The sequence below is a fragment of the Lysinibacillus sp. K60 genome (assembly GCF_019731275.1).
GTDB classification, from domain to species: domain Bacteria; phylum Bacillota; class Bacilli; order Bacillales_A; family Planococcaceae; genus Lysinibacillus; species Lysinibacillus capsici.
In genome coordinates, this window is sequence record NZ_JAASJR010000020.1 from 1 (window position 1) to 15,487 (window position 15,487).

General features: G+C 35.4%; 15 protein-coding genes and 1 tRNA gene. All 16 read left to right on the forward strand.

What is annotated here, in order from left to right; translation table 11 throughout:
• Positions 1-85: 85 nt before the first annotated feature.
• The 16 genes from HCH28_RS24080 to HCH28_RS24155 all read left to right on the forward strand — a co-directional run bounded on the left by HCH28_RS24080 (position 86) and on the right by HCH28_RS24155 (position 15,431).
• A tRNA-Lys gene (locus HCH28_RS24080) sits at positions 86-158 on the forward strand.
• A 185-nt stretch (positions 159-343) separates the two neighbouring features.
• Positions 344-1,249: an arginase gene (gene rocF, locus HCH28_RS24085; protein ID WP_004225412.1), complete on the forward strand. Its 906-nt coding sequence runs from the start codon at positions 344-346 to the stop codon at positions 1,247-1,249.
• Positions 1,250-1,382: 133 nt separating this feature from the next.
• Positions 1,383-1,946, forward strand: coding sequence for an RNA polymerase sigma factor SigW (gene sigW, locus HCH28_RS24090; protein WP_004225410.1), 564 nt, complete (start codon positions 1,383-1,385; stop codon positions 1,944-1,946).
• Positions 1,947-1,959: 13 nt separating this feature from the next.
• A complete protein-coding gene (locus HCH28_RS24095; RefSeq protein WP_004225400.1) occupies positions 1,960-2,586 on the forward strand; it encodes an anti-sigma factor family protein in 627 nt (208 codons plus the stop codon).
• 149 nt (positions 2,587-2,735) lie between these two features.
• Positions 2,736-3,572: a diadenylate cyclase CdaA gene (gene cdaA, locus HCH28_RS24100; RefSeq protein WP_009370548.1), complete on the forward strand. Its 837-nt coding sequence runs from the start codon at positions 2,736-2,738 to the stop codon at positions 3,570-3,572.
• Positions 3,565-4,641: a CdaR family protein gene (locus tag HCH28_RS24105; RefSeq protein WP_221683417.1), complete on the forward strand. Its 1,077-nt coding sequence runs from the start codon at positions 3,565-3,567 to the stop codon at positions 4,639-4,641. Before cdaA ends, HCH28_RS24105 begins: the two co-directional genes overlap by 8 nt.
• A 213-nt stretch (positions 4,642-4,854) precedes the next feature.
• The gene (glmM, locus tag HCH28_RS24110) at positions 4,855-6,207 is read left to right on the forward strand and encodes a phosphoglucosamine mutase (RefSeq protein ID WP_221683418.1); all 1,353 of its coding nucleotides are present in this window, start codon (positions 4,855-4,857) and stop codon (positions 6,205-6,207) included.
• Between the two features lie 127 nt (positions 6,208-6,334).
• On the forward strand, positions 6,335-6,850 hold the full coding sequence (locus HCH28_RS24115) for a type 1 glutamine amidotransferase domain-containing protein (protein ID WP_004225393.1): 516 nt from the start codon (positions 6,335-6,337) through the stop codon (positions 6,848-6,850).
• Positions 6,851-7,454: 604 nt separating this feature from the next.
• Positions 7,455-9,257 (forward strand): glutamine--fructose-6-phosphate transaminase (isomerizing), encoded by a 1,803-nt coding sequence (glmS, locus tag HCH28_RS24120; protein ID WP_221683419.1) that lies wholly within the window; start codon positions 7,455-7,457, stop codon positions 9,255-9,257.
• A 165-nt stretch (positions 9,258-9,422) separates the two neighbouring features.
• Positions 9,423-9,839 carry a hypothetical protein gene (locus HCH28_RS24125; protein ID WP_048393932.1) on the forward strand — a complete coding sequence of 139 codons (417 nt, stop codon included), beginning with the start codon at positions 9,423-9,425 and terminating at the stop codon, positions 9,837-9,839.
• A 517-nt stretch (positions 9,840-10,356) separates the two neighbouring features.
• Positions 10,357-11,067 (forward strand): cytochrome c biogenesis CcdA family protein, encoded by a 711-nt coding sequence (locus HCH28_RS24130; protein ID WP_009374095.1) that lies wholly within the window; start codon positions 10,357-10,359, stop codon positions 11,065-11,067.
• Between the two features lie 39 nt (positions 11,068-11,106).
• Positions 11,107-11,640 carry a thiol-disulfide oxidoreductase ResA gene (gene resA / locus HCH28_RS24135; RefSeq protein WP_036075026.1) on the forward strand — a complete coding sequence of 178 codons (534 nt, stop codon included), beginning with the start codon at positions 11,107-11,109 and terminating at the stop codon, positions 11,638-11,640.
• A gap of 40 nt (positions 11,641-11,680) precedes the next feature.
• Positions 11,681-13,042, forward strand: a complete 1,362-nt coding sequence (locus HCH28_RS24140; protein ID WP_009374093.1) for a sensor histidine kinase — start codon at positions 11,681-11,683, stop codon at positions 13,040-13,042.
• 16 nt (positions 13,043-13,058) lie between these two features.
• Positions 13,059-13,736: a response regulator transcription factor gene (locus HCH28_RS24145; protein WP_009374092.1), complete on the forward strand. Its 678-nt coding sequence runs from the start codon at positions 13,059-13,061 to the stop codon at positions 13,734-13,736.
• Positions 13,737-13,748: 12 nt separating this feature from the next.
• Positions 13,749-14,675 carry a F510_1955 family glycosylhydrolase gene (locus tag HCH28_RS24150; RefSeq protein ID WP_009374091.1) on the forward strand — a complete coding sequence of 309 codons (927 nt, stop codon included), beginning with the start codon at positions 13,749-13,751 and terminating at the stop codon, positions 14,673-14,675.
• Between the two features lie 21 nt (positions 14,676-14,696).
• A complete protein-coding gene (locus tag HCH28_RS24155) occupies positions 14,697-15,431 on the forward strand; it encodes an urease accessory protein UreH domain-containing protein (RefSeq protein ID WP_009374090.1) in 735 nt (244 codons plus the stop codon).
• Positions 15,432-15,487: the final 56 nt, after the last annotated feature.

Below are 15,487 nucleotides of genomic sequence, written 5' to 3' on the forward strand. Positions count from 1 at the left end.
GGTATAGCCAAGCGGTAAGGCAACGGATTTTGATTCCGTCATGCCTAGGTTCGAATCCTAGTACCCCAGCCATTTTTTCTTTTATGAGCCATTAGCTCAGTTGGTAGAGCATCTGACTTTTAATCAGAGGGTCGAAGGTTCGAGTCCTTCATGGCTCACTTTTTTAGAATGAAAATTATTTAAAAGTGTTATATTAACTACAGATAACTAATCTCTTGCTGAAAACAGTAGGAGATTTTTTTATGTTATTTAAATATGAATAAATATGCAAGTTTTTGTTGAGTTGAGCCAAGTGGTATGTAGGCTTTACAATAATCTTATAACTTTTAGGGGGTATAAAAACATGAATAAACTTAATATTTCTATTATTGGAGTACCAACAGATTACGGACAAACACGCCGTGGTGTAGATATGGGACCAAGTGCTATTCGATATGCAGGTATTGTTGAACGTTTAGAGGCTATCGGACACGATGTTCAGGATCAAGGGGATATTCGTGTCAGTCAAAAGCTTGCTGACGGAGCTGTGGATGAAAAATTATTAAATTTAGAGGAAGTTGTAGATGTTAGTACTGCATTAGCAAATAGTGTGCATGAAGTAGTGGAACAAAAGAAATTCCCACTCGTATTCGGTGGAGACCATAGCATTGCTATTGGAACATTAGCTGGATTAGGTGAGCATTACAAAAATCTTGGTGTTATCTGGTATGACGCACATGCAGATTTAAATACACCTGAAACAACACCTTCAGGCAATATACATGGGATGCCGTTAGCAGTTAGTATTGGGCTAGGACATGAACGTTTAGTGCAAATTCGCAACTATGCTCCAAAAATTAAGCCTGAAAACGTGATTATTATTGGAGCTCGTTCAGTAGACCCGGGAGAGCGTGAATTGATTCGTCAACAAGGAATTAAGGTATATACAATGCATGAAATTGACCGACTTGGCATGACACGTGTAATGGAAGATGCACTTGCTTATTTAAAGGAACGAAATGTTGATGGCTTACATTTATCACTTGATTTAGACGGATTAGATCCACTTTATACGCCAGGTGTGGGTACACCAGTTCCAGGCGGAATTACGTACCGAGAAAGCCATTTAGCAATGGAAATGTTACAAGAATCAGGCATGGTAACTTCAGCAGAGTTTGTAGAGGTAAATCCTATATTAGATGAAAAGAATACAACAGCAAATGTGGCTGTTGCATTAATGGGATCTTTATTTGGCGAAACACTAGTTTAAAGAAAATTTGACAAAAAATTGCCTGTTGCCACATTGCATAAAAATCTTTTGCTATAATTGAATTAAAACGAAACTTTTCTTATCGGTGCTTCGTATAGTATAAGACAGTTGTAAAGGTGGAGAAGTCAACACAATGGATGCGTTAGTAAATAAGAGAATAAAACAAGTGCTTAAAGGCGATCAAAACGCATTTGCCGATATTGTGAGTCTCTATCAGCACAAACTGTACCAAGTATGCTATCGAATGTTAGGCAACAAACAAGAGTCTGAAGACATTGCTCAAGAGGCTTTTGTGCGAGCTTATATGAACTTGCATACATTTGATCAGAAAAGAAAGTTTTCGACGTGGCTTTATCGCATAGCGACAAACCTCTGCATTGACCGTATTCGAAAAAAGAAACCGGATTATTATTTAGATGCAGAAGTAGCTGGTACAGAAGGGCTTGATATGTATTCGCAAATCGCAGCAGACGACCAGCTACCAGAGGAGCAGTTAGAACAAATGGAGCTGCAAGATCGCATTCAATATGAAATTGGACGATTGCCGGATAAATACCGTTCGGTTATAGTATTGAAATATATAGAAGAGTTATCGTTACAAGAGATTAGCGAGATTTTAGATATGCCGCTTGGAACGGTGAAAACGAGGATTCACCGCGGACGTGAGGCATTACGTAAGCAATTAAACAATCTGTAGGAGGGGGAGCGTCATGAATACTTGTCCAGAGCATATTATAGACTATATGCATGATTATTTAGACGGTGACATTAGTCGTGAGCATGAGCAAGAGTTGAAACAACACTTGCATACATGTAATGATTGTAAACAGTTGATGCAAGAATTGAGTGAAACAATCGCCTTTGTGAAGAGTGCTTCCCATATTACAGCGCCTCCGGGTTTTGAAGCAGCAGTTATGGCTCGTTTACCAAAACCAAAAAGTCGAGTAGGTATACAAAAATGGATTCGCCGGCATCCTTTCTTTGTGGCAGCAGCAGTATTTTGCCTATTCATGAGTGCTACATTATTGGGTAGCTTCATGGATGACCAGCATTTCTCAGTAACCAAACAACCTAATTTAGTTGTGGATGGTCAAACAGTGATTGTCCCTGAAGGAGAAGTGGTAAAAGGCGATATTGTTGTAAAAAATGGCGATTTGATTGTTGAAGGTGAAGTTGATGGCAACGTCACAGTAATCAACGGGCAATATATGGCATCTTCAGCGGTAGTTTCAGGGAGAATCGAAGAAATTGACGAAGTATTTGAATGGTTATGGTATACAATTAAAAATTCTGTTAAGACAGCCATGACATTTGAGGAAAAAGAAGAAACTAAATAACACTCTATACGTCCTAAAAAATAGTGCACGTGAGAGGCTGAAAGGTCTACTCTTCTGAGTAGACTTTTTATTTGAAAAAAGTTACATTTGATAAGAATGTGATATACTTGAATGTGTATGGATTCGTAATGAAAAGTGGGGGATGCCACGTGCAAATTATCGAACATTTCACGGATTTAACGCCTGTGAATATTGTTATTAACTTCATTGATGTACTGCTCGTTTGGTACGTTGTTTATAAAGTCTTAACCCTCATTAAAGGTACGAAGGCTGTCCAATTACTTAAGGGAATATTCGTCATTATTATTGCACGAATTGCAACAGACCTTTTAGGGTTACAAACACTTGGCTGGATGCTACAACAAGTTATTGAGTTTGGTTTCCTAGCGATTATTATTATTTTCCAACCTGAAATCAGACGCGGTTTAGAACAAATTGGACGAGGAAAGCTATTCCAACGCTCATCTAGTCAAGAGGAAGAAGAACAAACAAGACTTATTGAGGCAATGAAGAAGTCTGTAAGTTATATGGCTAAACGTCGAATAGGTGCGTTAATTTCTATTGAAAAAGAAACAGGCCTTAATGAATATATTGAAACGGGTATAGGGCTAAATGCTGAAATTTCATCAGAATTACTGATTAATATCTTTATACCAAATACCCCGCTACATGATGGGGCTGTTATTATGCAAAAAGATAAAGTGACGGCAGCGGCTTGTTATTTACCTTTATCTGAAAGCCCATTTATTTCAAAAGAGTTAGGGACACGCCACCGTGCTGCTCTTGGCTTAAGCGAAGTTACAGATGCTATTACAATTGTTGTTTCAGAAGAAACAGGCGCAATTAGTATAACATTAAATGGTAATCTCCATCGAAATCTTTCTCTAGAGGAGTTCGAAACATTATTACGAAAAATGTGGTTCGGATCAGTACAAGAATCAAATGCATCCTCTAAGTTGACTTGGAGGGGGAAAAAGAATGGATAAAATGATGGATAGCCCTTGGGTACTTAGAATCATCGCGCTATTTTTAGCGTTTTTGCTTTTTTTCTCAGTGCGTACCGAGTTGTCACCTTTAAATAAAGCTACCTCAAATGAACAAACGGATGTTATTCGTGATGTTCCAGTGGATGTTTATTACGATAATGAGAATCTTATTGTGACAGGTTTACCTGAAACTGTGGATGTAACGATAGAAGGTCCGATGGCATTGGTTTTAAAAGCAAAGGGAGCTAAGGATTTTTCTATATTTGCGGATTTGAGCAATTTATTGCTGGGAGAGCATGATGTAACACTGCAATACGAAAATATTTCAGATAAGTTAAAGGTGACATTAGACCCTGCAACTGTTCATGTGAATATTGAGGAAAAGGTCACGCAGGAATTCCGAGTGGACCCTGAAATGAACAAACGTTTAATCGAAGAAGGTTTTATCTTAAAAGAAATGACGGCCAACCCACCAACTGTTTATGTAACAGGTGCAAAAAGTGCTATTGAAAGCATTAGTTATGTAAAAGCAACTGTTACAGGTGAGCAAGGCTTGAAGCAATCATTCACACAGGAAGCAGCTGTAAAAGTATTAGATAGAGATTTAAATAAGTTAGATGTGACTATTGAACCTGAAATTGTGAAAGTTCAAGTAGATATAGCGGAGTATAGTCGAGAGATCCCAGTTGTCCTTAAGGAAACAGGGCAAGCTGCCGAAGACATTACCATTAACTCATTAACATTTACACCGAAAATGATCAAAGTGTATGGTAGAAAATCAATTATTGACAGTTTAACATCCATTCCAATAACAGTTGACCTGTCAAAAATTACTGAGTCCAAAACTTATGAATTTGATGTAAAATTACCAGATGGTGTGACAAAAATATCTGACAAGAAAATAAAAGTGAAGGCAGATATTACAAAGGTTGAACAAGAAGAACAGCAGAAAACACCAGCTTCTACAGAGGAAACACCACCTCCAACTGAAGAACCTGATGTGACAGATGAGAGTACTACAACTGATAAAAATACGTCAACTGAGGAATCGGAAGATATTGATTCTTAAACAATATGTGACTATAATTTTATTTTGATTCTAAATCAAAAATCCAATCAGGTTTGTAATTCAGGTTCCATCAAACAAACTGGCAGAGTGGAATATTAATAATTACCAATGAATGAACAAAAGCAGACTTTTCCAAAAGTAAGCGGACAAGTGTCTAATGTTTGATAGAAACTCACTAGGCACTGTCTTGCATTGAAGGAGAGAATAAGTAGAATGGGTAAATATTTTGGAACAGATGGCGTCCGTGGCGTCGCGAATAGTGAATTAACACCAGAATTTGCATTTAAACTTGGTCGTATAGGTGGCTATGTTTTAACAAAAGATGCAACTGACCGTCCAAAGGTTTTAATTGGTCGTGACACACGTATTTCAGGTGAGATGCTTGAAGGTGCACTTGTGGCTGGTCTTTTATCAATTGGGGTAGAGGTAATGCGTCTTGGTATTATTTCAACACCAGGTGTGGCATACCTTACTCGAATTATGAGCGCAGATGCAGGCGTCATGATTTCAGCTTCACATAACCCAGTTGCAGATAACGGTATTAAATTTTTCGGTCCTGATGGCTTTAAGCTAACAGATGCACAGGAAGCGGAAATTGAAGATTTAATTGATGCGCAAGAGGATACATTACCACGTCCTATAGGAGCAGATTTAGGATCTGTAAGTGACTATTTCGAAGGTGGTCAAAAATATATTCAATACTTAAAGCAAACAGTGGATGAAGAATTTGATGGTATCCATGTAGCGCTTGATTGTGCACATGGTGCAACTTCATCTTTAGCTACACATTTATTTGCTGATTTAGAAGCTGACATTTCTACAATGGGTGCTTCTCCAACTGGCTTAAATATCAATGATGGTGTAGGCTCAACACATCCAGAAGGACTAGCTAAATTTGTTACTGAAAAAGGTGCAGATGTTGGTTTAGCTTTTGATGGTGATGGAGACCGTTTAATTGCTGTAGATGAAAACGGAAAAATTGTTGACGGTGACCAAATTATGTTTATCATTGGTAAGCATTTAAATGCGGTAGGGCGTTTGAAGAAGCAAACAATTGTTTCAACAGTAATGAGCAATATGGGCTTCTATAAAGCTGTGGCTGACAATGGTATGCAAAGTGTACAAACAGCTGTAGGTGATCGTTATGTTGTGGAAGAAATGCGTGCGAATGAATACAATTTAGGTGGCGAGCAATCAGGGCATATCGTCTTTCTAGATTTTAATACAACAGGTGATGGCTTACTGACAGGAATTCAGCTTGTCAACATTATGAAGGCGACGGGTAAAAAGCTTTCAGAACTAGCAGCTGAAATGAAAATCTATCCTCAGCGTCTTGTCAATGTGCGTGTAACAGATAAGCATGCTGTGACCGATAATGCAAAAGTAGCTACAGTAATTGCAGAGGTAGAAGCTGAAATGGCTGGAAATGGTCGTGTTTTAGTACGTCCTTCAGGTACAGAGCCATTAGTACGTGTCATGGTGGAAGCAGCAACAGAAACGGATTGCGAGCGTTTTGTCGAGCGTATTGCAGATGTTGTACGTGTAGAAATGGGCCTAACAGAATAAGAAATAGAGTGTAAACCCGATTTCCGTAAACAGGAAATCGGGTTTACTTATTTGAAAGGAATGTTTTAAATAAGCGAGATGGGGAACAGTAATTAGGAGTCACAATAACAAGGAGTGTTTAATTGATATGGCTAAAATTGCTACAGTTATAACAGATATGTTTGAGGACATTGAGTTTACAAGCCCTAAAGAAGCTTTGGAAGCAGCTGGGCATCAGCTAGTAACAATTGATACCGAAGCGGGCAAGGAAGTTAAGGGGAAGCATGGAGAGACAGTGAAAATTGATAAAGGCATTGATGATGTAAAAGCTACAGATTACGATGCATTATTTATTCCTGGTGGTTTTTCTCCTGATATATTACGTGCGGATGATCGTATAGTAGCATTTGCAAAGTCCTTTATGGATGAAATGAAGCCTACCTTTGCCATTTGTCATGGACCACAACTTCTCATTACTGCAAAGACATTAAATGGTCGTGACGCCACAGGCTATAAATCCATTCAAGTGGATTTAGAAAATGCAGGGGCAATCTTCCATGATGAAGAAGTATTTGTCTGTCAAAAACAGCTTGTAACAAGTAGAACGCCAGATGATCTTCCTGCATTTAATAGAGAAATCGTTAAATTATTAGACAGTAAATAAAGGATAGGCACAAGCATTTTAGATGCTTGTGCCTATTTTGTATTAAAATGCTTATCAAAGTGCTTATGTATCGCTTTGTCTACATATTTGTCACGAAAAACCTTTAGGACTAGGTGTTTTTTATAACGAAAATTTGACGGATAGCATATGATTGAGTATGATGGAGAAGTTGAAGATGAGGTCCGACCTTATTCTTTAACGAGCGCCTAAGGAGGGAAGAAAGCGCAAAATCGGAAAACAATTATAGCGCCTGAGCTGAAGAAATCGGACGAAAAGATCTTCAGCAGACGAGGTGGAGGTTTATCGAAAATTCGGCGGATGCCTCCCAATCGACATACCCGATTGTCATTTTCCATTTTGAAAGCATTTGAGTGATTGAATGTACAGAAAATGGAGAAGGTATTGTAAAAGCAATAGATAAATAGATGAAGCTTCACATATCGAAGATCTCTATTCAGTTGGCTGAGTAGCGTGAGTAGCTTGTGTGTATTGGAGTGCTTTATTTTTATAAAAATAAAGCATCGCTTGTACATTCAAAAAAATTCGATAGGATGAGGCCTAGTTTGTCATTGCATTAAATTGACATTATCGGAGGACGAGAATTATGTGTGGAATTGTAGGATATATCGGTGAATCAGATGCAAAGGAAATTTTATTAAAAGGCTTAGAAAAGCTAGAGTACCGTGGTTATGATTCAGCAGGTATTGCAGTACGTAACGAGGAAGGCGTAACGGTTTTCAAAGAAAAAGGGCGTATTGCAGATTTACGAGAAGCGGTAGATGAAGATGTTGCTGCGAAAATTGGTATTGGTCATACTCGATGGGCAACACATGGTGTGCCAAATCGTTTAAATGCTCACCCACATCAAAGTGCATCAGGACGCTTTACACTTGTGCATAATGGGGTTATCGAAAACTATCACTTATTGCAAAAAACATATTTAAAAGGCATTCCAATGAAATCTGATACAGATACAGAGGTTATTGTGCAATTAGTAGAGTTATTTGTGAAAGATGGTCTAAGCACTGCAGACGCTTTCCGTAAAACATTATCTCTATTACATGGCTCCTATGCACTGGCACTATTAGATGCAGAGGCAGCAGATACAATCTTTGTAGCAAAAAATAAGTCACCACTTCTAGTTGGAATTGGTGAAGGCTTCAATGTTGTTGCGTCAGATGCAATGGCGATGCTACAGGTAACAGATCAATACGTAGAGCTTCACGATAAAGAGGTAGTTATCGTACACAAAGCAAGTGTGGAAATTACAAAATTAGATGGTACTGTAGTAGAGCGTGCACCCTATACGGCTGAGCTTGATATGAGTGATATTGAAAAAGGCACATATCCACACTATATGTTAAAAGAAATGGATGAGCAGCCTACAGTTATTCGTAAAATCATTCAAGCATATGAAGGTGACAATGGTGATTTAACGATTGATGCGGAGATTTTAGAAGCATTACGAGCAGCAGATCGTTTATATATTATTGCAGCAGGCACAAGCTATCATGCGGGTCTCATTGGTAAACAATATTTCGAAAAAATGGCTGGTATCCCAGTAGAAGTGCATATCTCTAGTGAATTTGGCTATAACATGCCATTACTTTCAGAACGACCATTATTTATCTTCATTACACAATCAGGTGAAACAGCAGATAGCCGTCAAGTTCTTGTAAAAATTAAAGAGTTGGGCTATCCAACATTAACGATTACAAATGTACCTGGCTCTACGTTATCACGTGAAGCTGACCATACATTGTTATTACATGCAGGTCCAGAAATTGCTGTAGCTTCTACAAAGGCTTATGTGGCACAAGTAGCAGTACTTGCATTAGCAGCCTATGTGACAGCAAAGGCAAATGGCAAAGGCTTAGAATTTGATTTAAAACAAGAGCTTGCGATTGCCGCTAATGGCATCCAAACAATTATTGATTCAAAAGATGTGCTAGAAGACATTGCAGAAGATTACTTGAAAATTGCACGCAACGCATTCTTCATTGGCCGTAATATGGACTTCTATGTCAGCCTTGAAGGTGCCTTAAAACTAAAAGAAATTTCGTACATCCAAGCAGAAGGCTTTGCTGGTGGAGAACTGAAGCACGGAACAATTGCCTTAATCGAAGAAGGTACACCTGTGTTTGCGCTTGTCACACAAGCATCAGTAGGATTAAACATCCGTGGTAATGTCAAAGAAGTAGCGGCTCGTGGTGCATATCCATGTATTATCGCGATGGCTGGCATTGATGAAGATGGCGACCGTTTAGTCATTCCACATGTTCATGAATTACTAACACCACTTGTATCAGTAATACCTTTACAATTAATTAGCTACTATGCTGCACTTCACCGTCGCTGTGATGTAGATAAACCACGTAACTTAGCTAAATCGGTAACTGTTGAGTAAGAACAAAAATTAGATTTAATTGTGATGTATCCTGACAATAAAGTTGTTACATTTACAATAGAGTCATTTAAAAACAAATAAAGTTGTTTAAAGTTTGAACACTAAACATCGGTACGCTTATAATTAAAATAAGCGTACCGATGTTTTTATTTTGGAGGAATAAAGATGAGTTTAGATGAAAAACTTAAGGTTTTAGAAATCGATCCATCATTAAAAGATAAAATCAAATCAATACCGTATGAAGCAGAGTATTTGTCTGCCGATGAATTTGATGAAAATACAAAAGAATTGAAAATCATTGATTTAGATGAATTAGTTGGTATGTGCCGAACAGATGCAGATAGAGTGAGTAATTGGCTAGAGGCGTTGGAGATATTAGTTAATAAAGGAATAAATTTTTCTAAATACAAAAGTAAAGAGCAGTTTGAAAAATTTATTTTAAGTGACCCGTATATTGGATATCCCTTGGTAACGGTTTTAAACAATAAATACTATATCCAAGGAGAAGGTAAACATCGATTAACGATTGCTAAATGTTTAGGTTTAAAGAAAGCGAAAGTTGTTGTTATATATCCTAAATAAAAGGATGTGATATTGTGCCAAATGTTCAGTTACAATAAAGTTCTATACTAGACAAAATAGTTGTATACTTTACAATAAAGTCTTATACTGGACAAAAAAGTTGTATACTGGATATTCAAACAATTTCTATGAGTGATTCTAACTATATTATTGTATATAAATAAGATAAACCTTGATACAGTATGATGCTGTATCAGGGTTTTTGTTTTTTCAAAATGGCTTTCAAACCTTTCATTTTTCTAACTATATATATATAAAGTAGGTACATTAAAATAACCTTGGTACATTGTCTACTGTGCCAGGGTTTTGTTTTGTCATTATTACCGTTGAATTATAATCCTTAGAGCAGGAATTAAAACTTTTTTTAAAAAAAAATTGCTATTAATTAATGAGTTGTAGAAAGGTATCAAAAATAAACTTCTTAATTTTGATATGTATCAACATATGCATATATTCTCCACATTTATAGTCTATACTTTATTTTTAAATGTTCTGTAGAAAGGTTGCGTGAGAGTATTTGTTAGAACAATTAAATTTAATACTTGCATTTGGGGCTGGATTATTATCATTTGTATCACCTTGTTCATTACCATTGTATCCTGCTTTTCTATCTTATATAACAGGAATATCCTTTAATGAACTAAAAGAAGAGAAAGGGATCTTAAGACGAAAGTCTTTAATACATACCCTGCTTTTTTTACTTGGTTTTTCTATTATTTTTATGGCATTAGGTTTCTCAACTTCTTTTATCGGAAAGATTTTTATTCAGTATAAAGAGTTACTAAGGCAATTTGGAGCAATTTTCATGGTCTTTTTTGGATTAGTTATTCTAGGTTTCTTTAAATTCGATATTTTACAATCGGAAAAAAAGATTAGTTTTAAAAAAAGGCCCAAAGGATATTTTGGCTCAGTACTTATTGGTATGGGTTTTGCAGCTGGATGGACACCTTGTACTGGACCAATTCTTGCCGGAGTAATAGCTTTAGGAGTGTCTAACCCCGGGCAAGGAATGTTGTACATGTTATTTTATGTGCTAGGTTTCTCTATACCTTTCCTAATAATGTCCTTATTTATTGGAAAAATGAAGTTTCTTCAAAGAAAAAATGGACTGTTTATGAAAATAGGTGGTGCAATAATGATTCTGATGGGGGTTTTATTGTACTTTGATATGATGACTAAAATTATTGCGTTTTTAACACCTATTTTTGGAGGATTTACTGGCTTTTAGTTTTATATCATATAAGAGGGGAAGGAACCAAACTTAATTATGGATAAAAAAAAGAGACGATTTCTTATGCGTTCAATTATATTAATTGTATTATTTGGGGCAATATTATTTACAGTATATACAACTTTAACTAAAGAAAAAAATGAAGTATTACAAATAGGGGATAATGCTCCAAATTTTACTCTAGTTGATATGTATGGTGATAAACATAATTTGGAGGAATACAAAGGACAAGGTGTCTTTTTAAACTTTTGGGGGACTTGGTGCAAACCCTGTGAAAGGGAATTCCCAATTATAGATAGATATTATAAGGAATATAAAGAAAAAGGTATACAGGTATTAGCTATAAATATAGCAGAATCCGACTTCGTGGTTCAAAATTATATTGACCGAAAAGGTTTAACTTTTCCGGTATTAATTGACAAAAACAAAAGTGTAATGGAAGCATATAATATAAATCCATTACCAACGACTATTCTTATTAATTCAGAGGGTAAAATAGAAAAAATAATCACTGGAGAAATGAAAGAACAGGATATAAAGAGTTACATGGAACAAATTTTACCAGACTAAGTAATAATTTTTTAGACTAATAAGAGAGGTGAAAAAATTAGTGAACAAAATCTCTACAAAATTAGCATCGTGTTTTTTTATTGTAGTGCTAATAATGGATTTATTTCTTATGTTTTATCTTCATCGAAATATAATTAATTCGAGAGTTGAAGAAGAATATTATACATTATTGGCGAATGGTGCTAATCATAGAGATGTTTTAATTGAAAATTTTTCTGAAACTACAATAAAACATATCGTTTTGATGGAAAAAAGTAAAGATCGTGCGGTGATCATTACCGATAATAAAGGAAATATCATTGGTAGTTCAGATATTAGTGAATCTTTAAGTGGACAAATAGTTTCTTTAATAAAGAACGTAGACGTAGAAACAGATGAATTATTGACTTCTAACTGGAAAGAATCCCCTTATATTATGAGTGTGCATCCTTATATCTCAAATACAAATCAATCTGGATACGTTTTAATGCTACAAAGTACTGGTTCTCTTAATAAGATGGTTCATGAATTAACTGAACATTTTGGTATGGCAGGTGCTACAAGTTTTATTGTACTTTTTATTGTTTACGCGGTTCTGTCAAAAGTTATAACAAGACCTTTAATACGGATGAAAGAGGCAACAGAGAAATTAAGCAAAGGTGAGTTTAATGTAAAGCTTGCAATTAAAAGTAAAAACGAGCTTGGTGAGTTAGCAAGTTCAATTCAGAAATTAGCCAATGATTTAGAACGTTTAAAAACAGACCGGAATGAATTTCTGGCGTCAGTGGCTCATGAATTAAGTACACCGTTGACATATTTAATTGGATATTCAAAAGTAGCGATGAGAGAGAGTCTAAGTAAGAAACAAAGAGAACAGTATCTTGAAATTATTGTTGAAGAGTCCAATAGAATGAAGGAATTGGTAAAAAATTTATTAGACTTGGCTAGAATGGACGAAAACACATTTACTGTCATGAAAGAATCTTTCTCTGCTCGATATTTTTTCGAAGCAATATGTAAACTTGTTGCTCCTTCATATGATCTCAAGAATATTAAGTTGAACTTTGTTTGCACTGAAGATTTTCAAATATATGCTGACCCATTACGTTTAGAGCAAATTGTCATAAACCTATTGGATAATGCTTTGAAATATTCAAAGGAAAATACAGAGGTAACATTAAAGGCTTGTAAAAATGAAGGGAAAACAAGAATTGAGGTTATTGATACAGGTATTGGCATTCCACAAGAAGAAATTGACTTCATTTTTGAGAAGCTATATCGTGTTGAGAAATCACGTTCTCGTGCATATGGTGGTTCAGGAATTGGACTTGCTGTTGTGAAGGAATTAGTAGAAGCACACAATGGTACCATTGAAGTCAAAAGTAAACTTGGAGAAGGAAGTACATTTACGGTGATCATATAACACATGGAGGTTAAATATGCAGACAATTTTGATTGTGGATGATGAAGAAAGAATGCTCGATTTAGTCGAATTATTTTTAATTCCACATGGATATACCTGTATTAAAGAAAAGAGCGGAATAAAGGCAATAGAGAGAATTAAGAAAGAAAATATCGATCTCGTTTTATTAGATGTTATGATGCCTGAAATGGATGGATGGGATGTTTGTGAATCTATTCGTGAATTTTCAAAAGTACCCATTATAATGCTAACTGCAAGAGCTGATAAATCTGATTTAGCTAAGGGACTTTTATTAGGTGCAGATGACTATATATCCAAGCCATTCGATGAAAGAGAGTTAATAGCAAGAATCAATGCTGTTTTGCGTAGAATTGTCGGATTTGAAAAGGATAATGAAAATATCACTTTTAAAGATTTTGTTTTAGATAAAGAAACATATTCTCTACACTACCAAAATTCAAGTGTGCAACTTACTTTAAAAGAATTTTTAATTATAAAAGCATTAATATCTCGACCTTCTAAGACATTTACAAGAGAGGAATTACTGCATGCTGCATGGGAATATGAAACAGATACAGATACGCGGACTGTTGATTCACATATAAGAAATCTAAGAGAAAAATTAAGTAAATCTGACTTTCCTACCGATGAGTTCCTTAAAACGGTTTGGGGAATAGGGTATAAATGGAGTTAAAAGGAGAAAAGTATGAAAAATTACAAAATTTGGTTAGGTCTATTAGTTATTGTTTTAGTTTTAAGTGCTTGTAATTCAAAAGAAAAAGATAGTTATTCATTTGAAGAAGTGGATAACCCAAAAATTGAACATATACATGGTTTGGGATATATAAATGGTAAAAGTGATTTTGTAATTGCAACACATAGAGGATTGTATAAATATGGTGTAAAGGGTTGGGAAGAAGCGAACAGCCAAAAACATGACTATATGGGCTTTCAGGCGGTCAAAGATGGCTTCTATTCAAGTGGACATCCTGAGGAAGGCTCAAACCTTAAAAACCCTTTAGGAGTTATAAAAAGTACAGATGAAGGAGCAAATCTAGAACAATTAGCCTTTTACGGCGAAATTGATTTTCATTATCTTGCAGCTGGTTATGATTCGAATACAATCTATGTCATTAATGAAACACCTACAGAGAATATGAGTGGTGGATTGCATTATTCAATTGATGAAGGGAAGTCTTGGACTGAATCAGCTATGAATGGCTTTAATTCCGAGTTTGTTTCTAATTTATCAGCTCACCCTTCCAAAAAAGAAATAGTTGCAATTGGTAGTAAAGATGGAATCTTTGTTTCGAATGACTATGGAGTTAACTTTAAATTACTTAAGTCTACTCAAATGGTTACATACGTAACTTTAAATGAGAATGGGGGTTACTATACAAACTATGACTCAAATTCTGTTTCCCTTAGATCATTCTCATTGGATAGTAAAGAAGAAAAAAATATACAACTCCCAAACGAGATAATGCAAGACCCAATTATTTATATCGCTTCTAATCCTACTAATCGAGAAGAAATTACTTTTGTAACAAATAATCTTAACTTCTATCTTTCTAAGAACGAAGGGGAATCGTGGGATAAATTAGCTTCAGAAGGGGAATTAAAAATAAAATAAGGTTATTGAAGGGTGATTGAGATGTATAATTTGATGTCTCAAATTAGTCAAACCATAAGTGAACCAGTTTCTGTATTCTTAAATTCATATGAGCATTCCCCAATCATTATATCTATCCTCCTTGGGTTGATAGGTGCATTTGCTCCATGTCAACTGACTGGAAATATTAGCGCTATTACGTTATATGGTAATCGTACTATCCAATTAGGTAGTAATTGGAGAGAGATCGTTTCGTTTATTATGGGTAAAGTCATAGTATATAGTGCAATTGGTTTGTTGGCGTGGGCATTTGGACAAACATTTGAAAACAAAATAATTAATTTCTTTCCGGTTTTCCGAAAATTGATTGGTCCTCTATTAATACTTACCGGACTTGTGTTAATGGGGACAATAAAGTTAAGAATATTAAATCGAATTTCAAAGAACGTTCCTACTATACTAAAAGAAGGTTATATTGGTTCCTTTTTTCTAGGAGCTAGTTTTGCAATTGCATTCTGTCCAACAATGTTTGTACTCTATTTTGTATGGCTAATGCCAACCGTTATGTCGACTTCATATGGATTAGTGTTACCTGCAATATTTGGATTGGCAACATCAATACCTCTTGTCATCATCTTATTTTTTATATGGTACTTTGATATTAAGGGATTAGTAATGAAGAAAAGTATTAAAGTAGGTAGGTTTATTCAAAAAATAGCCGGAGTTACTCTTTTTATTATTGGAATTTTTGACACAATTACTTATTGGGGAATGTAAATATAAATAATTTAGAAACAAATAAAAGTACATTGCTTTTCAAACATTAATAGAAA